At 54.7% G+C, this 22450-nt stretch carries 21 protein-coding genes and 1 tRNA gene; 12 read left to right on the top strand and 10 right to left on the bottom strand.

Going from position 1 to position 22450, the window contains the following annotated elements:
* The first annotated feature begins 2 nt into the window (after window positions 1-2).
* Window positions 3-1193, top strand: a complete 1191-nt coding sequence (locus TLL_RS09365) for a Coenzyme F420 hydrogenase/dehydrogenase, beta subunit C-terminal domain (protein WP_126986860.1) — start codon at window positions 3-5, stop codon at window positions 1191-1193.
* Between the two features lie 82 nt (window positions 1194-1275).
* On the opposite strand, the gene psbA (TLL_RS09360) is transcribed toward TLL_RS09365, so the two are convergent.
* Window positions 1276-2358 (bottom strand): photosystem II q(b) protein, encoded by a 1083-nt coding sequence (gene psbA, locus TLL_RS09360; RefSeq protein ID WP_011057681.1) that lies wholly within the window; start codon window positions 2356-2358, stop codon window positions 1276-1278.
* 312 nt (window positions 2359-2670) lie between these two features.
* Entirely contained in the window at window positions 2671-3753 is a 1083-nt protein-coding gene (psbA, locus tag TLL_RS09355) for a photosystem II q(b) protein (protein ID WP_011057680.1), read from the bottom strand.
* Window positions 3754-4013: 260 nt separating this feature from the next.
* On the opposite strand from psbA (TLL_RS09355), the gene TLL_RS09350 reads away from it, so the two are divergent.
* Both TLL_RS09350 and TLL_RS09345 read left to right on the top strand, forming a co-directional pair.
* Entirely contained in the window at window positions 4014-5201 is a 1188-nt protein-coding gene (locus tag TLL_RS09350) for a TRC40/GET3/ArsA family transport-energizing ATPase (RefSeq protein WP_011057679.1), read from the top strand.
* Between the two features lie 18 nt (window positions 5202-5219).
* On the top strand, window positions 5220-5921 hold the full coding sequence (locus tag TLL_RS09345) for an ABC transporter ATP-binding protein (protein ID WP_011057678.1): 702 nt from the start codon (window positions 5220-5222) through the stop codon (window positions 5919-5921).
* Here TLL_RS09345 and TLL_RS09340 read toward each other — a convergent pair.
* Both TLL_RS09340 and purD read right to left on the bottom strand, forming a co-directional pair.
* On the bottom strand, window positions 5918-6211 hold the full coding sequence (locus TLL_RS09340; RefSeq protein WP_011057677.1) for a DUF3082 domain-containing protein: 294 nt from the start codon (window positions 6209-6211) through the stop codon (window positions 5918-5920). The genes TLL_RS09345 and TLL_RS09340 overlap by 4 nt on opposite strands.
* Complete coding sequence (gene purD, locus TLL_RS09335) at window positions 6208-7512, bottom strand: phosphoribosylamine--glycine ligase (protein ID WP_164920939.1); 1305 nt, start codon at window positions 7510-7512, stop codon at window positions 6208-6210. Before purD ends, TLL_RS09340 begins: the two co-directional genes overlap by 4 nt.
* 191 nt (window positions 7513-7703) lie before the next feature.
* On the opposite strand from purD, the gene TLL_RS09330 reads away from it, so the two are divergent.
* Window positions 7704-7777, top strand: a tRNA-Asp gene (locus tag TLL_RS09330).
* 213 nt (window positions 7778-7990) lie between these two features.
* Here TLL_RS09330 and TLL_RS09325 read toward each other — a convergent pair.
* Window positions 7991-8569 (bottom strand): M23 family metallopeptidase, encoded by a 579-nt coding sequence (locus TLL_RS09325; protein ID WP_011057675.1) that lies wholly within the window; start codon window positions 8567-8569, stop codon window positions 7991-7993.
* Between the two features lie 106 nt (window positions 8570-8675).
* On the opposite strand from TLL_RS09325, the gene TLL_RS09320 reads away from it, so the two are divergent.
* Window positions 8676-8939 (top strand): DUF3493 domain-containing protein, encoded by a 264-nt coding sequence (locus TLL_RS09320; protein ID WP_011057674.1) that lies wholly within the window; start codon window positions 8676-8678, stop codon window positions 8937-8939.
* Here the strand turns inward: TLL_RS09320 and prmC are convergent.
* On the bottom strand, window positions 8936-9853 hold the full coding sequence (prmC, locus tag TLL_RS09315) for a peptide chain release factor N(5)-glutamine methyltransferase (protein WP_231833761.1): 918 nt from the start codon (window positions 9851-9853) through the stop codon (window positions 8936-8938). The two genes, TLL_RS09320 and prmC, sit on opposite strands and share 4 nt — an antisense overlap.
* A gap of 36 nt (window positions 9854-9889) precedes the next feature.
* On the opposite strand from prmC, the gene TLL_RS09310 reads away from it, so the two are divergent.
* Window positions 9890-10240: a hypothetical protein gene (locus tag TLL_RS09310; protein WP_011057672.1), complete on the top strand. Its 351-nt coding sequence runs from the start codon at window positions 9890-9892 to the stop codon at window positions 10238-10240.
* On the opposite strand, the gene TLL_RS09305 is transcribed toward TLL_RS09310, so the two are convergent.
* Both TLL_RS09305 and TLL_RS09300 read right to left on the bottom strand, forming a co-directional pair.
* Window positions 10237-11151, bottom strand: a complete 915-nt coding sequence (locus TLL_RS09305) for a DMT family transporter (RefSeq protein ID WP_164920938.1) — start codon at window positions 11149-11151, stop codon at window positions 10237-10239. The two genes, TLL_RS09310 and TLL_RS09305, sit on opposite strands and share 4 nt — an antisense overlap.
* A complete protein-coding gene (locus TLL_RS09300; RefSeq protein WP_011057670.1) occupies window positions 11138-12937 on the bottom strand; it encodes an aspartate kinase in 1800 nt (599 codons plus the stop codon). Before TLL_RS09300 ends, TLL_RS09305 begins: the two co-directional genes overlap by 14 nt.
* A 136-nt stretch (window positions 12938-13073) precedes the next feature.
* Here TLL_RS09300 and ftsH point away from each other — a divergent pair, with 136 nt between their 5' ends.
* The 4 genes from ftsH to purB are packed head-to-tail and all read left to right on the top strand — an operon-like array spanning window position 13074 to window position 19628.
* Window positions 13074-15002, top strand: a complete 1929-nt coding sequence (gene ftsH / locus TLL_RS09295) for an ATP-dependent zinc metalloprotease FtsH (RefSeq protein ID WP_164920937.1) — start codon at window positions 13074-13076, stop codon at window positions 15000-15002.
* Window positions 14948-17161, top strand: coding sequence for an ATP-binding protein (locus TLL_RS09290; protein ID WP_231833760.1), 2214 nt, complete (start codon window positions 14948-14950; stop codon window positions 17159-17161). Before ftsH ends, TLL_RS09290 begins: the two co-directional genes overlap by 55 nt.
* Window positions 17162-17192: 31 nt before the next feature.
* A complete protein-coding gene (locus tag TLL_RS09285; protein WP_011057667.1) occupies window positions 17193-18281 on the top strand; it encodes an LOG family protein in 1089 nt (362 codons plus the stop codon).
* Between the two features lie 51 nt (window positions 18282-18332).
* Entirely contained in the window at window positions 18333-19628 is a 1296-nt protein-coding gene (gene purB, locus TLL_RS09280) for an adenylosuccinate lyase (RefSeq protein WP_011057666.1), read from the top strand.
* Here the strand turns inward: purB and pyrE are convergent.
* The gene (pyrE, locus tag TLL_RS09275) at window positions 19625-20194 is read right to left on the bottom strand and encodes an orotate phosphoribosyltransferase (RefSeq protein ID WP_011057665.1); all 570 of its coding nucleotides are present in this window, start codon (window positions 20192-20194) and stop codon (window positions 19625-19627) included. The genes purB and pyrE overlap by 4 nt on opposite strands.
* Window positions 20195-20208: 14 nt before the next feature.
* Window positions 20209-21669 (bottom strand): cysteine--tRNA ligase, encoded by a 1461-nt coding sequence (cysS, locus tag TLL_RS09270; protein WP_164920936.1) that lies wholly within the window; start codon window positions 21667-21669, stop codon window positions 20209-20211.
* 98 nt (window positions 21670-21767) lie between these two features.
* Between cysS and rpsN the strand changes: the two genes are divergently transcribed.
* Window positions 21768-22070 carry a 30S ribosomal protein S14 gene (gene rpsN / locus TLL_RS09265; RefSeq protein ID WP_011057663.1) on the top strand — a complete coding sequence of 101 codons (303 nt, stop codon included), beginning with the start codon at window positions 21768-21770 and terminating at the stop codon, window positions 22068-22070.
* Between the two features lie 43 nt (window positions 22071-22113).
* A complete protein-coding gene (locus TLL_RS09260; protein WP_011057662.1) occupies window positions 22114-22401 on the top strand; it encodes a 4a-hydroxytetrahydrobiopterin dehydratase in 288 nt (95 codons plus the stop codon).
* The last annotated feature ends 49 nt before the right edge of the window (window positions 22402-22450 follow it).

The raw sequence follows: 22450 nt of genomic DNA, 5'->3' as shown, positions 1-22450 counted from the left end.
CCATGACTGCTGCCCATCACAAAGCCCGTGCCCTCAAGCCCGGTAGCCCTCGCCCCGCCAAGACCCTATGCAGTGAGTGTGGCCTCTGCGACACCTACTACATCCACTATGTCAAAGAGGCCTGTGCCTTCCTCAATCAACAGTTTGAGACCCTTGAGCAGCAAAGTCATGGCCGTGCCCGTGATCTTGACAACTGGGATGAGTGCTACTTTGGCGTTCACCAGGAGATGATGGCGGCTCGCAAAACAGAGCCGATTCCGGGAGCCCAGTGGACGGGCATCGTCAGCACTATTGCCATTGCCCTGTTGGAATCGGGACGGGTTGAGGGCGTTGTCTGTGTTCAAAATAGCCAGAGCGATCGCTTTACCCCCAAGCCGGTGATTGCCCGCACCCGTGAGGAGATTTTGGCAGCGCGGGTAAACAAGCCCACCCTATCTCCCAATCTTTCGGTGCTAGAGCAGGTGGAACAAGCTGGCCTCAAACGGCTGTTGGTGATTGGGGTTGGTTGTCAAATTCAGGCCCTGCGAGCCGTTCAGGACAAACTGGGTCTAGAGAAGCTCTATGTGTTGGGAACCCCCTGCGTGGATAACGTCACCCGTGCGGGTCTGCAAAAATTCCTGGAAACCACCAGCCGATCGCCCGAGACGGTGATTTACTACGAGTTCATGCAGGACTTTCGCGTACATTTCAAGCACAGCGACGGCTCCACAGAAACCGTGCCCTTCTTTGGCCTCAAAACCAATCAACTCAAGGATGTTTTTGCCCCCTCCTGCATGAGTTGCTTTGACTATGTCAATGGCCTTGCCGATTTGGTGGTGGGATATATGGGGGCCCCCTTGGGTTGGCAGTGGCTGGTGGTGCGCAATGAGCGGGGTCAAGAAATGCTGGACCTTGTGCGGGATCAATTGGAAATCCAGCCCGTCACGAGTGCTGGCGATCGCCACGCTGCGGTACAACAAAGCATTCCTGCCTACGATAAAGGCGTTACCCTGCCTATGTGGGCGGCCAAACTGGTGGGCTTAGTGATTGAGCGTATTGGCCCCAAAGGGCTTGAATATGCCCGCTTTTCCATTGATTCACACTTCACCCGCAACTATCTCTATGTGCGGCGCAACTATCCCCAAAAACTTGCCGCCCATGTGCCCGCCTTTGCCAAAAAAATTGTGGATCAGTATCAACTCCCCGCCCAGTAATCGCCATAAAAAAGCCCCCCTGTGGGGAGCCAGATTTGGACTTATCACTACTTATCACTAGAGAGGTTTAGGAGCGACCTTTTTAGGCTTCAATGCTCGGGGCAATCATCGCCACAGGAGCCAATTCACCGCTAGCCAAGTCGAGGGGGAAGTTGTGGGCATTGCGCTCATGCATCACCTCAATACCAATGTTGGCGCGGTTGATAATGTCTGCCCAAGTGTTGATCACGTTGCCTTGCGCATCCACAACGGAGTGGTTGAAGTTGAAACCATTGAGGTTAAAGGCCATCGTGCTAATACCGAGGGCGGCAAACCAGATACCCACCACTGGCCAAGCCGCGAGGAAGAAGTGCAGGGAGCGGCTGTTGTTGAAGCTGGCGTATTGGAAGATCAGCCGACCAAAGTAACCGTGAGCGGCCACAATGTTGTAGGTTTCTTCCTCTTGACCGAACTTGTAGCCATAGTTGGTGGATTCGGTTTCCGTAGTTTCCCGAATCAAGCTGGAGGTCACCAGAGAACCGTGCATAGCGGCAAACAAAGCACCACCAAAGACACCCGCCACCCCCAGCATGTGGAAGGGGTGCATGAGGATATTGTGTTCAGCTTGGAACACAATCATGAAATTGAAGGTACCGGAAATCCCCAGCATCAGTCCATCGGAAAAGCTGCCTTGACCAATGGGGTAGATCAACAGCACAGCCGTTGCCGCTGCCACAGGGGCAGAGAAGGCCACAGGAATCCAAGGCCGCATACCGAGACGGTAGCTGAGTTCCCACTCCCGACCCATGTAGCAGAAAATGCCGATCAGGAAGTGGAAGATGATCAGTTGGTAGGGCCCACCATTGTACAGCCACTCGTCAAGGGAAGCGGCATCCCAGATTGGGTAGAGGTGTAACCCAATGGCATTAGAGGAGGGCACCACTGCCGCTGTAATGATGTTGTTGCCATAGAGCAAGGAGCCGGAAACAGGCTCACGGATGCCATCAATATCCACAGGGGGTGCGGCAATAAAGGCAATGACAAAGCAAATCGTTGCGGCAAGAAGCGTCGGGATCATGATCACCCCAAACCAGCCAATATAAAGGCGGTTCTCGGTGCTGGTGATCCAATCGCAAAAACGCTCCCACAGATTCGCTGTCTGACGACGTTGCAGAACTGTAGTCATAGTCGTTATGAATCCATAAATAACAACGGGACCAAAGCAGCAGTAATAAACACTGCAAGTTCCTATTTTTTAATTATATGGTTATATTTTTGACTAGCAATGGATTTGAGGTCAAACTTTACAGGATCAAAGGAATCTTGTCTATCCATTGATTTTTATCAATTTCTTAGATTGAAGCTGGGGAGGTACCAGAGTCTCTTACCCTTAAGCTTTTCTAATATTGAGCCCCTTAATCCCCGTGGGCCGTAACGCAATAAAAAACCGCCCCTAGGTTTAGGAGCGGCTGTGTAAAAGTTCAGTAGATAACGTTGCTTAGCCGTTGATGCTGGGAGCAATCATGGCCACAGGAGCAGACTCAGCGCTGGCCAAGTCGAGGGGGAAGTTGTGAGCATTGCGCTCGTGCATCACTTCCATACCCAAGTTGGCACGGTTGATGATGTCCGCCCAGGTGTTGATCACGTTGCCCTTGGCATCAATGACCGAGTGGTTGAAGTTGAAGCCATTCAGGTTAAAGGCCATGGTGCTGATCCCCAAGGCGGTAAACCACACACCCACCACCGGCCAAGCGGCCAAGAAGAAGTGCAGGGAGCGGCTGTTGTTGAAGCTGGCGTATTGGAAGATCAACCGGCCAAAGTAACCGTGGGCAGCCACGATGTTGTAGGTTTCTTCCTCTTGACCAAATTTGTAACCGTAGTTGGCGGATTCGGTTTCGGTGGTTTCACGGATCAAGCTGGAGGTCACCAGAGAACCGTGCATGGCGCAGAACAGCGCCCCACCAAAGACACCGGCTACACCCAGTTGGTGGAAGGGGTGCATGAGAATGTTGTGCTCCGCTTGGAACACAATCATAAAGTTGAAGGTACCAGAGATACCGAGGGGCATCCCGTCAGAGAAGCTGCCTTGACCAATGGGGTAGATCAAGAAGACTGCAAAGGCAGAAGCCAGGGGGGCAGAGTAGGCCACGCAGATCCAAGGCCGCATACCGAGGCGGTAGCTGAGTTCCCACTGGCGACCCATGTAGCAGGAGGCACCCAACAGGAAGTGGAAGATGATCAGTTGGTAGGGGCCACCGTTGTAGAGCCACTCATCGAGGGAAGCAGCTTCCCAAATGGGGTAGAAGTGCAAGCCAATGGCGTTGCTAGAGGGGACAACTGCACCCGTGATGATGTTGTTGCCATAGAGCAAAGAGCCAGAAACAGGCTCACGGATGCCATCGATGTCCACAGGGGGAGCAGCGATGAAGGCAATCACAAAGCAGATGGTTGCGGCTAATAGGGTGGGGATCATGATCACCCCAAACCAGCCCACATAAAGGCGGTTATCGGTGCTCGTCACCCAGTTACAAAACCGCTCCCACAAATTCGCGCTTTCGCGACGTTGGAGAGTTGTGGTCATAGTCGTGATAAGTCCAAATATATTTGATTTACAAACCCTTGAAAACAGTCATCAACTGCAAGGGCTTAAGCATTAACTTAATATTCGCCCCAAGGGATCGGGGAGGGGTCTAAATTATTGTTAGTAAAACTAAATACGCAGTTGTATTTATTTATTTTCCTTAATGATTTTATTTCGATTGATTGCGAGCGATCGCCCCCCGAGGATAAGCTCAAGGGTTAAGATATTTTAAGCAATTCTGTTTAGGGCAGAGCCTTCCCATGCGCGTAATTTTAATGACTGGCAAAGGTGGCGTTGGTAAAACCTCAGTAGCGGCAGCGACGGGGCTACGCTGTGCCGAGTTGGGGTACAAAACCTTGGTGCTCAGTACCGATCCTGCCCACTCCCTTGCCGATAGTTTTGACAGGGAACTGGGGCATGTGCCAGTGGCCGTTGCCGAAAATCTCTGGGGTGCTGAACTAGATGCCCTCATGGAACTGGAGGACAACTGGGGAGCCGTCAAGCGCTACATTACCCAAGTATTGCAGGCGCGGGGGTTAGAAGGGGTTCAGGCGGAGGAATTAGCCATCCTGCCGGGGATGGATGAAATTTTTGCCCTTGTGCGTATGAAGCGCCACTACGACGAAGGTCAATACGATGTCCTCATCATTGACTCTGCCCCCACAGGCACGGCGCTGCGGCTGTTGAGCCTCCCCGAGGTGAGCGGCTGGTATATGCGCCGCTTCTACAAACCCTTACAGCGGATGTCCGTGGCCTTGCGACCAATTGTGGAGCCAATTTTCAAGCCCTTGGTCGGGTTCTCTTTGCCCGATCAAGAGGTCATGGATGCGCCCTATGAATTCTATGAGCAGATTGAAGCCCTTGAAAAAGTTCTCACCGACAACACGCAAACCTCCGTGCGCTTGGTGACCAATCCAGAAAAGATGGTGATCAAGGAATCCCTTCGTGCCCATGCCTATCTCAGCCTCTACAATGTGGCTACGGATTTAGTGGTGGCCAACCGCATTTTGCCAGAGACCGTGCATGATCCCTTCTTTGCCCGCTGGAAAGAAACCCAGCAACAGTATCGCCAAGAGATTCACGACAATTTTCGCCCACTGCCCGTCAAGGAAGTGCCCCTGTTTGCTGAGGAACTCTGTGGTTTAGCAGCGCTGCACCGCCTGAAGGAGACCCTCTATGGTGATGAGGATCCAGCTCAGGTTTATTACCACGAGCAAACCATTCGAGTGGTGCCCAGCGATGGCCAGTACAGCCTTGAACTGTATCTACCGGGGGTCCCCAAGGAAAAAATTGAACTGCACAAGACGGCGGATGAGTTGAATATTCGCATTGGCAACCATCGTCGTAATATGGTGCTCCCCCAAGGATTAGCGGCACTGCAACCGGTGGGCGCGAAAATGGAGGCGGACTACCTGAAAATCCGCTTTGCTAGTGCCACCAATGGCTAATTCAACTAATCGTGACCGATGACACTTGCCCCTGTGGCCATGACTAGGCTGGCGATCGCCACCACCAATCTAACCAAGGTTTATCGTTCTGGTCATCAGGAGACCCCTGTTCTGCAGGGAATTGATCTGCAAATCCAAGCCGGTCATCTCCATCTGCTGATGGGACCTTCGGGGTCAGGGAAAACTACTCTGCTCTCGATTTTGGCCGGTATTCTTGCCCCCACCAGTGGTCAAGTGGTTGTCCTAGGCCAAGAGATCACCCAACTGTCCAAGGCCGCCCTAGCAAAATTTCGCCTGCAAAATATTGGCTTTATCTTTCAGAGTTTTAATCTTTTCCCTGCCTTGACCGCACTGGAAAATGTTGAAATTGCCCTCAATCTTAAGGGCATTAAAGGTAAAAAAGCGAAGGAACAGGCAGTAGCACTTCTCAAGGCAGTTGGCTTGGGCGATCGCCTCGACTTTATGCCCGCCAACCTCTCCGGGGGTCAAAAACAACGGGTTGCCATTGCCCGTGCCTTGGCGGGTGAGCCAAAGATCATTTTTGCCGATGAACCCACAGCCTCCCTTGATTCCCAAAATGGCCAACAAGTGATCAAGATTCTCTACAAGCTGGCCAAACAAAATGACTGCACGGTATTGATTGTTACCCATGATCCGCGGATTACAGCCATTGCCGATCGCATCACCAAAATTGAGGATGGCAAAATCAGCAACAGTTAAGCTTGCTCCCGTTGTACCCAGCGTTCCCAAAGGAGTTGCAGCGTCAGAGCCACGAGCCCCAACGCAATAATGCTAAAGACACCCGTTGCCAGGGTACACAAACCAACCACGAGGGTGCGCACGGCGACTGCCAAGCTATAAACCAGTTGATGATGAGCACTGACGGCATGGGTAGCAAAGAGGTAGGCGATCGCCCCTGTGAGCCGATAAAGGAGAAGCCCAAGGGTACCAGCAATTAACGCACCGGTTAAACAGCGTAATGGGCTAGTTTTGGGGGAAAGAAGGGTCATGGACGGTATTCACCTCTGTGGGCCGATGATTCCAGAATACGGTAGCCAATGTCACGACGATAGTAGCAGTCGGCAAATGCAATGGCATTGACCGCCCCATAGGCCTTGGCCTGAGCGGTGGCAAAATCAGGGGCTAAGGCAGTGATGTTGAGAACCCGCCCGCCATTGGTGTACCACTGCCCCTCCTGCCAACGGGTACCCGCATGAAAAACAAGAACTCCCTGGGCTATTGCTTCTGGAATCCCTTGAATCACATCGCCTTTGCGATAACTGCCCGGATAACCTCCTGCTGCCATGACAACGCATAGCGCCACTTCATTGCGCCATTGCAAGGCGCCCAAACTGGCTAAGCGCCCCTCAACACAGGCTAGGATCACATCAATCAAGGGGGTTTCCAAAAGGGGCAGCACCACTTGGGTTTCAGGATCACCAAAGCGACAGTTAAACTCCACCACGTAGGGATCCCCTGCGGGTGTCACCATCAGACCCGCATAGAGCACCCCGCAGTAGTGGATGCCCCGATCCTGTAAAGCCCCAAGGGCAGGTTCAAGTATTGTCCTTTGAATTCGTTGCATTAGCTCTGGTGTCACCCAAGGTACAGGGGCATAGACCCCCATTCCCCCGGTATTTGGACCGGTATCCCCTTCGCCAATGCGCTTATGGTCTTGGGCAGGCAGCAGCGGCAGAATGGTTTTGCCATCTGTAACAGCGAGGACGGAGACCTCTTGCCCCTCCAGCACGGATTCAACGACCACCTGTTGACCAGCTACACCAAATTCGCCCCCAAAGATTCGCTCGAGGGCGGCGATCGCCGCCGCTTCTGTAGCCGCTACCGTCACTCCTTTACCCGCCGCTAAACCATCGGCCTTAATGACAATGGGGGCCCCTTTGGCTTGGACATAACGGGAGGCCGCCCCATAATTGTCAAACACCGCTGCCTTGGCCGTGGGAATCCCAGCCGCCTCCATGAGCGCCTTTGCCCAGGCTTTACTGGCTTCAATTTGTGCCCCTGCTTGGCTAGGGCCAAAGACAGGAATCTTTAGCGCCTGTAGGCGATCGCCTAAACCGGCTGCAAGGGGTACCTCTGGGCCAACAACTACTAAATCAGCGTTATTCTCTTTGGCAAATTCACCAATGCCTGTAAGGTCGGTGGCTTCAATGGCAACATTCTCACACCGCTCTAAGCAGGCTGTACCCCCATTTCCTGGTAAACAGTAAACCTGTGTCACGCGAGGAGAATCGAGTAATTTCCAGGCGATCGCGTGCTCCCGACCACCACTACCAACGACAACAACCTTCACAGACCCACTCCCAAAAGATAGGCAATCATTTTTCAAATCAATTTTCAGGAGCTTACCAAGTTTATCAGTTAACCGGCAACGTTCTCCCCCAAGGCAACAAGAAATGATAGGGGGCGATCGCCCTGCAAGGGACATTCAACCAGTTGACAAGCTCCTGATTTTCCTGATAGGCTAAAAATCGCTCAAAAATTGGGACTGTAGTTCAATCGGTTAGAGCACCGCCCTGTCACGGCGGAAGTTGCGGGTTCGAGCCCCGTCAGTCCCGTCAAAGCCACACAATTTTGCCTTGAACTCTTCAGGGATAGCTTCCAGAGTCACTTTTTCAGCTCTGGATCACTCTATAGGTGCCCTCTTTTGGCTGAGTGATGGATCGCTTCGGTTCCATAGGATAATTCGGAAGGGGCAAATATGGGCAAGAAAATGCTTTTGAGTCGCATCGGCATCACTAGCGCCAACCAGAACAATTCTCTGCTTAGGGTCACCGCTGAGCTTGGCTGCCATACATGGCCTGGAGAACCACGGCAGGATTAACCAATTGTCCTCGGTAGCGAAGCGTCCAGTGTAGGTGGGGTCCGGTTGTCCGCCCCGTCATGCCCACTCGACCAATACGTGCCCCCGTTGGTACTCGTTGCCCCTCTAGGATTAGAATGCCACCCGCGCGATCGACCATGGCTCGTCCTTGGGCGGTCTGCTCAACCCGCCCCATCATGTGGCAGTAAACGTGTTCCCAAGCTCCCGATTGAATCCGTACCAGTGTGCCACAGGCGGTGTGATCGGAAACTTCAATCACCTGCCCAGCCCACCAATTGCGGATATAGCTCCCTTGGGGTGCCGCAAAATCAAGGCCATTGTGAAATTCGGTGGTGGGTTCCCCCGTGGGTGATTGCCGGTAGCCGAAGGGAGAGGTGTAGCCTTGGAAATTTTCCACAGGAAATGAAGCATCGCTCCAGCGGAGTATCCCTGCACCTGTATTTGGGGAGGGTTGGCTGAGTTGGGGAATAGTAACCGTAGTACCCAAGGCGATCGATAGTGCCAGACGGATTTGCTGCCAATGCATGTTAAACTCCTCACATCTCCTTTGGTCTACGGCCTTAGACCGTCATTGATGCACACCGTTCCCTATTGTAGGGACCTAGGATATTTTCAGACGATGGGAAAATCAAATGGCTGCTAACGAACCCAAGGAACAGGTCGAAGGGACTCAATCAACCCTGCGCGATCGCCTGCGAGCCGAGGCAGCAGCTCCCTATCGGGGACTGCGGCGTGTTTTCTATGCTGTTTTTGCTGCTTCCGGCCTCATGGGGGCCTTTATCCTTGGCCTCAAGGGATTGGCGGGCACCGCAGGTGACGACTTGCCATGGACTCTGGCACTACAAATCGGAGTGGTTGCCCTCATGGTTGTCCTCTGGCGTTGGGATCGCGGCTAAGGTGTTTGAGCGAGCAAGAAGCGATCGTGGCCACTCAGATCTCGAAGGATTTCCACCCGTTCATAGGCTTGGGTAGCCATTGCCAAAGCTGCCACTGCTTTTCCTTGGGTGGCCATCAATTCAATAAAGAGCCAGCCTTGGGGTTGCAAATACTCTGGCGCCGTCTCAAGAATCTGGCGAATGGCCTGCAAGCCATCCGTACCGCCATCGAGGGCAAGGAGGGGTTCATGGTACTGCACCTCCGGTTGGAGGGTGGCCACGACGCTGGTGGGAATATAGGGAGGATTGCTGACAATCCCCTGCACCTGCCCTTGCAGAGGCACAATGGGGTCAAACCAATTCCCAACGTAGCACCGCACGCGATCGCCCAAAGCGTACTTTTGAATATTAACTTGCGCCACCTCTAGGGCCTCAGAGCTACAATCCACAGCATGAATCAGCGCTGCCGGAAATAACCGCGCCAACCCAATGGCGATCGCCCCACTCCCCGTACCCAAATCCAGCCAATGCCCCTGCTGTTGCCAAGGGGGTACCGTTGCTGCGACGACGGCAAGTAACTCCTCGGTTTCTGGCCGAGGAATCAGCACACTGGGGGTCACGACTAATTCGAGATCGTGCCAGTGAGCCACACCAATCAGATATTGTAGGGGGACTCGCTCTTGCCAGCGGCGTTGCCACCGCTCTTGGAGTTCTGTAAGGGGAAGTTTCAGATGAATCTGGGGCGGGAATCGGCGCAGTGTGATTTCCAGGGGACTCAGCCCTGTAAAGGCCCTGAGAAATTGTTTTAACTCCCGCAGACCACTCTCGCGCTCAGGGGCAGGAATGATCCCCTGGGCCCAATGCCACCATCTTTGGAGCGCCTCACCACTCACCAATGTATCTTGACCCTTGTTTTCTGAGGATGCTCGTATCAAAATAGCCCTAGAATTCCTAACTGTGCCTTATCCACTGTGGCAGATTTTCAGGAACAGCTTCAACGTCTGCAAGAGCAACTGCAAAGGCTGCAGGCGCAAGCAAATCAACTGCCGCCACTGATTCCTGAACCGCCGCCGCCTGTGGACCCCGACAACCCAGACTGGGCGGATGAACGGGCACGCATTGAGGCCCGCGTCCGCAGGGAGACTTCTGTGCCCGAACTCCAAGCTCAACTAATTGCTGCCCTCCTTGAAAATGAGCAGCTACGGCAGGCCCTAGAGGAGGAACGGCAAAACCATGCCCGTACCCGTGAGGGGTTAATTACTGCCTTAGGGGATGCTTTGGATACCCTTAAACGGCGGCGGCGATCGCCAAAACCCCCCTAAGGACTGGGCCACAGTGCCACGCTTAAACCCACCAGCACTAGAATGCCCCCCGTGATCACTGCCGTTGTCGGCACTTCACCAAAGAGCAGCAAAGCCAAGAGACTGGCAGCAATGGGTTCTGCCAACACCAGAAGCGTTACCCCCGTGGGGGAGAGCCAGCGCACGCCCCAATTGAGACTGGTGTGCCCCACCAACTGGGGAATCAACGCTAGCAGGAGAATAGCGCCATAGAGCTTGAGGGGCCAACCGGTGTAGGCAAGGCCCAGCAGAGGCGGTAGGGGTAGGAGCACCCCAGCAGCAGTGGCATAGGCAACAAGGGCGTAGTGGTGAATCGACAGACCCGCCTTTTGGGCAGCTTGACCACAAATAAAGTAGGCACTGACTGCCCAGGCCGCAGCGATCGCTAGCCCATTTCCCAAGAGGGGATTCCTTGCCACCGTACTCGTCGGTTCTCCCGCGCTAATTAGGGCACTGCCGCCAAAGGCGATCGCCATACCGAGCCAACCCTGGGGTTGAAGGGTTTGTCGCTGCCAAAGGTATCCCACAAGCGCCGACCAGATCGGGGTTGTGGTCACCAGCATTGTCGAGGCTGCCACCGATGTGTAGTGCAGTGAAGTGAACCAGAGGCTAAAGTGCGCTGCAAGAGCAACCCCCGCAGCCACCGCCCAACGCAGATTTTGCCGAGACAGGTCTGGCCATGGCCAAGGGTGCAGTTGTGGGATCAAACAGAGGGCGGCCACACTCAGGCGACCACTGGCAAGGAAAATGCTCAACCCCACAGTTGTCCCTAGGGAATGGGTAGGCAAACCAGTCATACCCCAGCGCACCAGCAGAGCCGCCGTCGACACCGCCAACACGCCCACGCCCAGCACAAGGGCAATTTGCCAGTGGGGCGGCCTATTTACCGACATCGGGAATGGCGACGGGTGCCTCCCCATCCAGCCCAAAGGCCCTATGCACCGCCCGCAGCGCCCGCACCCCCTCTGATTCTGCCACGACACAACTGACGCGAATTTCTGAGGTGGCAATCATTTGAATGTTGATGTTTTCACGGGCAAGGGCAGCAAACATTTGGGCAGCGATCCCCGGGCGGTGGATCATCCCTACACCGACAATGCTCACTTTGGCGATTGCGGTGTCGACGAGGACGTCACCGTAGCCCAATTGGGCCTGGACTTTTCGGAGCAGTTCCGTAGCGTCCTCGGCATCGGTAGAGGCGACTGTAAAGGCAATGTCGCGGGTCATCACACCTCCCAGGGAGCGCGATCGCTGGGATTGGATAATCATATCGACGCTAATGGCCGCATCGGCAAGGGTCTGGAAAATTGCTGCCGCCATACCAGGGCGATCGGGCACATCCCGAATGGCAATCCGCGCCTGCTTGGGATCAAGGGCAACGCCCCGCACCGGTGGGGCAGCAGGGGGGTTTTGAGGGACAGTGGTGGCGGCTTCCACATCAAAGGTTTGGGAGAGAACGGCAATGGCTCGACCGGCATCCGCAGCGGCCACTGTACAACTGACATTGACTTCAGAGGTGGAAATCATTTGCAGGTTAATACCCGCTGCCGCCAAGGCCGAGAACATCTGAGCGGCCACCCCCGGTCGGCCAATCATGCCAGCGCCGGTAATACTCACCTTGGCAATATCGGCATCCACTAGCACATCCGTCTCTTCAACCCGGGGGCTCAAGCGGGGATAAAAGGCCACGGCAATGGCTTCGGCTTGTTTGAGAACACTCTTTTGGACTGTGAAGGCAATATCATTCGTTTGCCCTTCGTGGATGGATTGGATAATCAAATCCACATCAAGGTTTTGCCGGGCCAGTTCGCCAAAAAGCTGTGCCGCAACACCGGGGCGATCGGCCACCCGCAGGAGTGCCACCTTTGCCTGATCCGTGTCCAGGGCTACGCCATCCACGGGCTTGCCCAGTTCAAGGTTTTCCACGGGACGCGGCGGCCGTGCTGGGGCGATGACGCGGGTACCCGGATCATCCGTCCAACTGGAGCGCACCACCAAATCGACACCATAGTTGCGGGCAATCTCCACCGCGCGGGGGTGCAAGACCTTTGCCCCTAGGCTGGCCAACTCCAACATTTCATCGCAGGTAATTTCGCTCATGAGTTGGGCATTGGGCACTAGTCGGGGATCCGCAGTTAAAATGCCGGGGACATCGGTGTAAATTTCACAGCAATCCGCCCGTAGAGCTGCCGCCAAAGCCACAGCCGACGTATCCGACCCGCCACGCCCAAGGGTGGTGACCTCAAAATCAGTGGCAGCAGTAATCCCCTGAAAGCCGGCCACAACCACTACTTGTCCTGCTTTGAGGTGCCGTTCGAGGCGCTGGGTCTCAATGTGGAGAATGCGGGCACGGGTGTGGGCCGGTTCAGTCACAATTCCCACTTGGGCGCCGGTAAGGGAGATAGCGGGTTCCCCCAAGGCATGGAGAGCCATCGTCAATAGGGCGATCGAGACTTGTTCCCCCGTCGACAGCAGCATATCCATTTCCCGCTGACTGGGGCGATCGCTAATGGCATAGGCCAGTTGCACCAAGCTATCCGTGGTTTTGCCCATGGCCGAGACCACCACCACGACCTGATGTCCTGCTGCTACCGTTGCCTTGACCCTGCGGGCTACCGCTTGGATGCGCTCGACACTACCGACGGATGTGCCGCCATACTTTTGTACAATCAGTCCCATGGGCGTTCTAAAAAGAATGCTGTCCTATTTTATATTTAGGGCGGCGATTCTGGGCTGTGGCTGATCCGTGGTGCCAGGGAACTGAAAAATCGCTGTTAAACTGGGAATTAGAACTAAATGTCGGAAACGGGTGTCGATGAAATACGCTCAACGCCTTTGCCAACGGCTGAGTCAACTGGCTTTGGTCGTAGGTTTCTCCTTAGCTCCCACGAATATTGGTCTAGCGCAGTCGAGCAACAATAACACCGTTTCCTACACGCAATTCCTCAATGCCCTTAAAGCCGGTGAAGTTCGCTCCGTCGAACTCTATCAGGAACAGGGGCTAGCCAAGTTTCGCCGCAAGAATCAGCCAGAACAATCACCTCCCCAAGAGGTGCGGCTCTTTGATCGCAATCCCGAACTGGTGGAACTGCTGCGCCAAGTGAGCAGTCGCTATGACACGACGGTGCGGGTGGTGGCCTCAGGCAATGAGAGCGCCGTTGTCGGCCTAGTTTCCAACTTGATGCTGGGCTTCTTGCTGCTGATTGTCTTCCTGATGATTTTGCAGCGGGTCAGTAATGCCCCTGGCGGCCCTGGGCAGATTCTCAACTTTGGCAAATCCCGCGCCCGTTTTCAAATGGAAGCCCAAACGGGGGTGACCTTTGGCGATGTGGCAGGAATTGAAGAAGCCAAAGAAGAGCTTCAGGAAGTCGTCACCTTTCTCAAGAATTCAGAAAAATTTACCTCCATTGGTGCCCGTATTCCCAAGGGGGTGCTGCTAATTGGGCCACCGGGAACGGGGAAAACGCTCCTTGCCAAGGCGATCGCGGGTGAAGCCGGGGTTCCCTTCTTTTCCATTTCTGGCTCTGAATTTGTGGAAATGTTTGTCGGCGTCGGTGCCTCCCGCGTGCGCGATCTCTTCAGAAAGGCCAAGGAAAACGCCCCCTGTTTGGTGTTTATTGATGAGATTGATGCCGTTGGTCGCCAACGGGGTGCCGGTATTGGCGGTGGCAATGATGAGCGGGAGCAAACCCTCAACCAACTCCTGACGGAAATGGATGGCTTTGAGGGCAATACGGGCATTATTGTAATTGCAGCAACAAACCGCCCCGATGTTTTGGATGCGGCCCTACTGCGCCCTGGCCGCTTTGACCGCCAGATTACGGTTGATTTGCCCAGCTACAAAGGACGCCTACAAATTCTCCAAGTCCATGCGCGGAACAAAAAAATTGCCCCTGAGGTGTCCCTCGAGGCGATCGCCCGCCGTACCCCCGGTTTTTCTGGTGCCGAGCTGGCTAACCTTCTCAATGAAGCTGCGATCCTCACAGCCCGCCGCCGCAAACCTGCCATTACCAATGCCGAAATTGACGATGCCATTGACCGGGTCACCATTGGCATGACGCTCACCCCCCTCCTCGACAGTAAGAAAAAGTGGCTGATTGCCTACCACGAAGTGGGGCATGCGCTGTTAATGACACTTCTAAAACACGCCGATCCCCTCAATAAAGTGACGATTATTCCCCGTTCTGGGGGGGTTGGCGGTTTTGCCCAGCAGATCTTTGATGAGGAGCGGGTAGATAGTGGCCTCTATACCCGCGCCTGGCTCCTCGATGAGATCACCATTCTATTGGGGGGGCGCGCTGCCGAAGTGGAAATCTTTGGCGATGCTGAAGTCACTGTGGGGGCCAGTAGCGACTTGCGAGCAGTAGCGAATCTGGCGCGGGAAATGGTAACCCGTTACGGTATGTCGGATTTGGGACACTTAGCCCTTGAAACAACAGGCAACGAGGTCTTTCTGGGTCGAGATCTCATGCCCCGCGCTGAATATTCTGAAGCTGTAGCGGTGCAAATTGACCACCAAGTGCGTGAGATTGTGATGCACTGCTATGAGATTGCCCGCAAACTCATCCGCGAGCATCGAGTCGCCATTGACAAGCTGGTGGAACTGCTCCTTGAGAAGGAAACCATTGACGGTGATGAGTTCCGTGCGTTGGTACGTCAATATACCACCCTGCCTGTCAAAGACCCCCCTTGGAAGGCGACCGCCACCCCCGTGTCCTTTCGTCAAGATGCCGAGCGGTCCTAGGCAAGGGGGCAACGGTGAGCGATGAGCGACAGGCAGTCCGCCACCTATTGGTCCTCGAAGACAGTGAAGGGCGGCGCCCCATTTTGTTAGAGGCAGCCACCTACTCCATTGGCCGTGATCCGACGAATTCAATTGTGCTCCACTCCAAGATGGTCTCACGGCAGCATGCGATTTTGTTCCGGGTGACTAGTCCTGAGACCAATAGCTATCTCTTTCGCCTGATTGATGGCGATTTGCAGGGCAAGCGCAGTACCAATGGCACTGTGGTCAACGGCCAGCGGATTGTTGCCCATGATTTGCGCACTGGCGACATGATTGTGTTTGGCGGTGACGTGCGTGCCCGCTACCTGGCCCTGACCAACATGACGGATACCGAGTTTCAGGATTTTTGCCGCAGTACCGATGTCTTAGGATTTCTCTCCAAAAGCACCAATCCCTTTGCAACGCTCGTTCCCCTCAGGGAGGGCAATATCGAGAATTTTAGTGAAGCAGCTTTAGTGCGTTTGGCTTCCTATCCGGAACTAACGCCCAACCCGATTTTGGAAGTGGATTTAGAGGGGAAGGTGACGTATCTCAATCCAGCGGCAGTGATGCAGTTTCGGGACTTGCAACAACAGAAGTTGGCTCATCCCCTGCTGTTGGGACTGCCGGAACTCGCACGCTACATGAAGCAAACCCAAGAAAAGGTCCATGTGCGGGAGGTGGAGTACCAAGGACGCATCTACGAGCAATCGATCCACTACATCTATGAGAGTGAGCTGATCCGCAGCTATGTCATGGATGTCACCGATCGCAAGCGAGCTGAGGAACAACTGCGCAACCAAGCCCGCCGCGAGGCGATCATTAACCGCATCATTCAAGCCATGCGGACCACCATGGTAGCGGCGGAGGTTCTGCAAATTACCGCTGATTTACTCCTAGAAGCCCTCGGTTCGACCCTCTGCCTGATTACACAAACCCCTGCTCCCAATAGCCCTACCTATGCAAGCCGTCCTCAATTTGCCAGCTTGCCCAAGGACTTGATTGCGCTCAACCAGCAGGCGATCGCCCTCTTTGAACCCACCCTCAGGAAGGGGGAACAGGTGGTTTTGGCAGCTGATTGCACCGATTTGCCGGAGCCACTACCACGGGATCTCAAAACCTTAAATGTCAACGCCTTGGTGATCACGCCGCTGATTTACCTTGGCCAACTCCTGGGGCAAATTACGCTTCTAGAGTGTGAGTGGGAACCGAGTGAGGCAACATCAGTTTTGGCGAGCGATCGCTCGCTTTGGCAACAAACCTTGCCCAAGTCTTGGACACCGGAAGATTTAAGCCTCCTCAAAACCATTGCCGATCAGTGTGCCCTTGCCATTCACCAAGCACAGCTTTACCAACAGGTGCAAGAACTCAATGCGGATTTGGAGCGACAAGTGCGCGCCCGTACCGCCGAACTGGAACAGAAAATGCAGGAGCTAGAGCGGCTCAATGCCATTAAGGATGATTTCTTGAGCACCGTCTCCCACGAGTTGCGTACACCCATGGCCAATATGAAAATGGCCATCCACATGCTGAAGCAATTTGCCACCGACGATCGCCAGAAACGCTACCTCGACATTCTCGCCAATGAGTGCAACCGCGAAACCGAACTGATCAATGATTTACTCGATCTGCAACGCCTAGAGGCAGGGCGCAGCCAGATTCAACAGGAGGTGATTGATCTCGACAGTTGGCTGCCTACGGTGCTCGAACCCTTTCGCAACCGCATGCAACAGCGGCAGCAATCCCTTGAGGTGTTGCGCCCCGCCACGTTGCCCCCCCTCCTCTCCAACCGCCATGCCTTAGCCCGCATCTTAGCAGAGTTAATCAACAATGCCTGTAAGTATAGCCCCGCTGGTGCACAGATTGTTGTCCGGTTTGATCCAATCGGGGGCGATCGCCTGCAAATTCAGGTGAGTAATCCCTCAGAAATCCCCAGTGAGGAGCTGCCGCGCATCTTTGAAAAGTTCTATCGCATTCCCAATGCCGATCCGTGGCAACAGGGGGGAACGGGTTTAGGCCTTGCCCTTACCCAAAAACTCGTAGAGCAATTGCAGGGTGACATTAGCGCCGACAGTGCAGCAGGCATGACCACCTTTACCCTCACCCTACCCTGTGCCGCAGGTGATCCCTCCACCTGATAAAATAGGGTGCTAACGTTTTTAGGGTGCCATGACCCTTTCGCGAGTCGCTTTAAGTAGCCTACAGCAAGACGTCGATGAGCTAATTAGTCGCTTGGATAGGGTGCCCCACGGCGACGTGATTTACCAAGCCCTGCAGCTTTTTCTGGATATTGCCGAGGAGGAACTGGAACGACTAGATTGGAAAATTCTGCGTTCCTGCCTGCGGGATATGCACCAAGCCCTGCGGGTCTTTGCCCCCTATCGCCATACCCGCAAAATATCGATCTTTGGCTCTGCCCGCACCCCCTCCACTGCGCCGGTCTATGAAATGGCGGTGCGCTTTGCCCAAGCAGCGAGTGCAGCGGGGTTTATGATTATTACTGGTGCCGGGGGCGGCATCATGGAGGCTGGTAACAAAGGGGCAGGCCCCAATCAGTCCTTTGGCCTCAACATTGAACTGCCCTTTGAGCAGGGTGCCAATCCTTACATTGAAGGGGATCCGCGCCTCATTCACTTTAAGTACTTCTTTACGCGCAAGCTCTTTTTGCTCAAGGAAACCGATGCCATTGCCGTCTTCCCCGGGGGCTTTGGCACCCAAGATGAAGCCTTTGAATGCTTGACCCTATGCCAAACGGGTAAGGCCCCCCCTAAACCCTTGGCCTTGATGGACGTTCCCGGTGGTACCTACTGGCAGCATTGGGATCGGTTTATTCGCGAAGAACTGGCGGCCAAGGGGCTAATTAACGCTGAAGATCAGGAACTTTACCGCATCTGCACTAGTGTTGACGAAGGCTTAGCTTATCTGAGTGGCTTTTATCGTGTCTATCACTCCAGCCGCTATGTGGGCGATCGCTTGGTGCTGCGGTTGAACCAAGACATTAGTGATGCCGCCTTAGCAGAACTCAATCGCGATTTTCAAGACATTCTCGTGTCGGGGCAGATTGAACGGACGGAACCCTTACCTCGGGAAGTGGAAGACGAGCAACCCCTCAACCACCCCGCCTTGACCCACACGCTCCACCTACCCCGATTGATCTTGCACTTTAACCAGCGGGATTACAGCCGTCTTTACCAACTCATCTATCGCCTCAATGGCTTTGCCACAGCGGCGGCGGTGTACCATCCCGAACGTAAATAGGCGATCGCCATTCAATTGCCGTTTTTCATCACTCTAGATAAACCCACGCCCATGATCGAACGCTATACCCTTGCCCCAATGGGGAATCTCTGGACAGATGCCTACAAATTCAAAACATGGCTCGATGTTGAGATTGCGGTCTGCGAAGCCCAAGCCGAACTGGGGTATATTCCGGCCGCGGCCGTTGCCGAGATCAAAGCCAAGGCCAAGTTTGACCCCCAACGGGTACAGGAAATTGAAGCGGAGGTGAAGCACGACGTCATTGCTTTCCTCACCAACGTTAACGAGTATGTCGGCGATGCGGGGCGCTATATTCACCTTGGCTTGACGAGCTCCGATGTTCTCGACACCGGTTTAGCGCTGCAATTGGTGGCCAGTCTAGGGCTGATTCAACAGCAGTTGGAGCATCTCATGCAGGCGGTCCGCCACCGTGCCCAAGAACATCGCTATACCGTGATGGTGGGACGCAGCCATGGCATTCACGCTGAACCCATTACCTTTGGCTTCAAACTGGCGGGTTGGTTAGCGGAACTGCTGCGCCATCGCGATCGCCTGTGCCAGTTACAGCGTACAGTGGCAGTGGGCAAAATCTCCGGGGCAGTGGGCACCTATGCCAATGTGGATCCGCGCGTAGAGGCGATCGCCTGTCAAAAACTGGGACTGCAACCCGATACCGCTTCCACCCAGGTCATTTCCCGCGATCGCCATGCAGATTATGTGCAGACCCTTGCCCTCCTAGGGGCCAGTCTGGAGCGCTTTGCCGTTGAAATTCGCAATCTGCAGCGCACCGATGTCCTGGAAGTCGAGGAATTTTTCTCGAAGGGTCAAAAAGGCTCCTCCGCTATGCCCCACAAACGCAATCCCATTCGTTCCGAGCGGCTGACGGGTCTGGCGCGGGTGCTGCGGGCCAATGCCTTGGCTGCCCTAGAAAATGTTGCCCTTTGGCATGAGCGGGATATTTCCCACAGTGCAGTGGAACGGGTCATTTTGCCCGACAGCTCGATTCTCACCCACTTTATGCTGGTGGAAATGACTGACTTGGTGCAAACGCTGCAGGTTTATCCCGAGAATATGCGCCGCAATATGAATTGCTACGGCGGTGTCATCTTTAGTCAGCGGGTGCTGTTGGCCTTGGTGGAAAAAGGCCTCAGCCGCGAAGCGGCCTATGCCCTTGTGCAGAAACATGCCCATGCCGCTTGGAATCAACCCCAGGGGGACTTTGCCGCCAACCTCAAGGCAGACCCTGAAATTCAGCGGTATCTCAGCCCTGAGGAATTAGAGGCCTGCTTTAACCCAGAGCACCACCTGCGGCATTTGGAGGAAATTTACCAGCGCTTGGGCATCTAGGTGCGATTGAGATAGGCTTCTAAGTCACTGATTTGAAAGAGCGATCGCAGGGGTATCCCCTGAGCCGCAAAGGCCGCTGCTCCTCCCCCTTGGCGATCCACAATCCCTAGGACTTCATTCACCACATAGCCCGCCTCTTGCAGACGCCCAACGGCTTTGAGGGCAGACCCCCCCGTTGTGATCACATCCTCAAGCACTGTGACCACTGCCCCCTGGGGTAAGGGGGGACCTTCAATAAAGCTCATCGTGCCGTGGCCTTTGGCTTCCTTACGTACAATCAGCGCTGCTCGATCCTGCCCTGCCAAATTGGAAAGGACACTCACCGCCACGACCAAGGGATCTGCCCCAAGGGTGAGACCCGCCACCGCCACCGCCTCAGGGGCTAACTGCTCCAAGAAGAGCCGCCCCACAAGGTAAGCGCCCCGCGCCGAGAGGGTGACGGGTTTGCAGTTAATGTAGTACTGGCTTTTTTGGCCAGAGGACAGGGTAAAGTCACCGGCACGGTAGGCATCGCGGCAAAGAAGGGCCAAGAGTTCCTGACGCAGGTCAGCAAGGGACTCGTCCATGGTGTTCTCCAATGTTAGGGGGCTGAGGGCACGCGAAACCAGTGGGTGGTGCCGTCCTTTTGATCCACCAGCTTCACCCCTTGAGCCAAAAGGAGATCCCGCAGGCGATCGCTCTCGGTGTAGTTCTTGGCTTGGCGGGCGGCAGTGCGAGCCGCAATTAACGCTTGAATCTCCTCATCGGTGAGTTCCACTGTTAGGGCAGGGTTTGACTCCTCTTTGGCCTCCAGACCCAAGACCTGAGCCAGGGTTACGAGGGTGTGCCAGTCGCGGCTGACTTCGGCGGGCGATCGCCCCCACCCTCCCCCATGGAGATAGCGATGCTGCTCACGATTGAGGGTTTTCGCCAGCTCAAAGATCACAGCTAGAGCCGCTGCGGTGTTCAAGTCCTCATCCATGGCCTGGCAAAAGGCTTCAGTTTTGGGGTGGCTCCTCACCTCAGCGGCATCTATGGGGGGCAGGGGAATCTGCTGATGCAAGTGCAGTGCTTCCCCTAGGGTTTGCCAGCCCTTGGCCGCGGCGGTAAGTGCCTCTGGCGTAAAGTCCAAGGGTTTGCGGTACTGAGCCTGCAAAACCAATAGGCGCAGGGCCATGGGATCCAGCCCCTGAGCCAGCAGGTCACGAATGGTCGTGAAATTCCCCAAGGACTTGGACATTTTCTCAGTGTTGACCGTAACAAAGCCGTTGTGAAGCCAAAATCGCGCTAGGGGCTGTTGCGTCACCGCCTCCGATTGGGCAATTTCATTCTCGTGGTGGGGAAAAATTAAATCCATCCCGCCGCAGTGGATATCCACCGTTGCTCCAAAGGCCTGCCGCACCATGGCCGAGCATTCAATGTGCCAGCCGGGGCGCCCTTTACCCCAAGGGGCTTCCCAGGGATGATAGACGCTCATTTCCTCCGGCTTGGCCGCTTTCCAGAGGGCAAAATCCAGGGGATGGCGTTTGCGCTGCTCCTCCTCTTCCTCAATGCGGCCACTGGCACCGGCCATCAGTTGCTCAAGCTGGCGTCCGGAGAGCTTGCCATAGCTGGGAAATTGCGCCACAGCATAGTAAACATCCCCTCCAGCAACGTAGGCATAGCCCCGATCCAGGAGCCCTTGGATGAGGTTAATAATTTCTGGAATCACCTCTGTGGCGCGGGGATAAGCACTGGCAGGCAGAATATTCAACGCTGCCATGTCCTGGTGGTAGGCGGCAATGTAGCGATCGCTAACCGTCGCCATGGTTTCACCGTTTTCATAGGCACGGCGAAGAATTTTGTCATCAATATCGGTAAAATTCTGCACATAGTGCACTGTGTAACCCAAGAACGTGAGATAACGGCGCAGTACATCCCAAGCGACATAGGAACGGGCGTGCCCCAAATGGCAATAGTCATAGACCGTAACCCCACAGGCATAGATCGTCACCCGCTCTGGGTGCAGGGGCGAAAAAGGTTCAAGGCGGCGAGACAGTGTGTTGTATAGATGTAAGGGCACAGCAACACCCCGCAAGGATCAACAGTTGCAGCAGCAAATCGCTCTTTGATAGGATATAGAATACCAAATTCACTACTATCGAGGACAAACACACCCCCATGGCCAAAAAAAGCATGATCGAACGGGAAAAAAAGCGGCAACGGCTCGTTGCTAAATACGCCAGCAAACGCCAAGAACTGAAAGCTCAACTGGCCAGTGCCGAAACCCAAGAAGAGATCATGAGCATCCATCGCCAACTGCAACGGTTGCCCCGTAACAGTGCCCCTTCGCGGCTGCGGAATCGCTGCTGGTTGACGGGTCGTCCTCGTGGTTACTATCGCGATTTTGGCCTCTGCCGCAATGCCCTGCGGGAAATGGCACACCAAGGGTTACTGCCCGGGGTGGTCAAGTCCAGTTGGTAAATTGGCTCTGCTACCCTAGAGCTAAAGGGACTGAGGTAAAACGATGGCAGAGCGATTATCGCCAGCGGATATTGAGGCGCAGTTAGCTAACCTACCCGGCTGGAAACAGGTGGGCGATCGCCTTGAGCAAACCTTCACCTTCAAGGACTTCCTAGGTTCTATTGCCTTTGTCAATCGCCTGGTGGATCCCGCTGAGCAGGCTGGGCATCACCCTGATTTATCCATCTCCTGGAATCGGGTCACAGTCTGTCTTACCACCCATGATGTCGGCGGGATTACCCAGAAGGACATTGATCTAGCGAAGGTCATTTCCAATCTGGCAGTGGTATAAACTTCGTCAGCATTTGCCAACATTTAGGGATTGGGCAAAGAAAGCAGAA

The sequence above is a fragment of the Thermosynechococcus vestitus BP-1 genome (assembly GCF_000011345.1).
GTDB classification, from domain to species: Bacteria; Cyanobacteriota; Cyanobacteriia; order Thermosynechococcales; family Thermosynechococcaceae; genus Thermosynechococcus; species Thermosynechococcus vestitus.
Note: the sequence above shows the minus strand (reverse complement) of the source record. Positions and strands in the feature narration are given on the sequence as shown.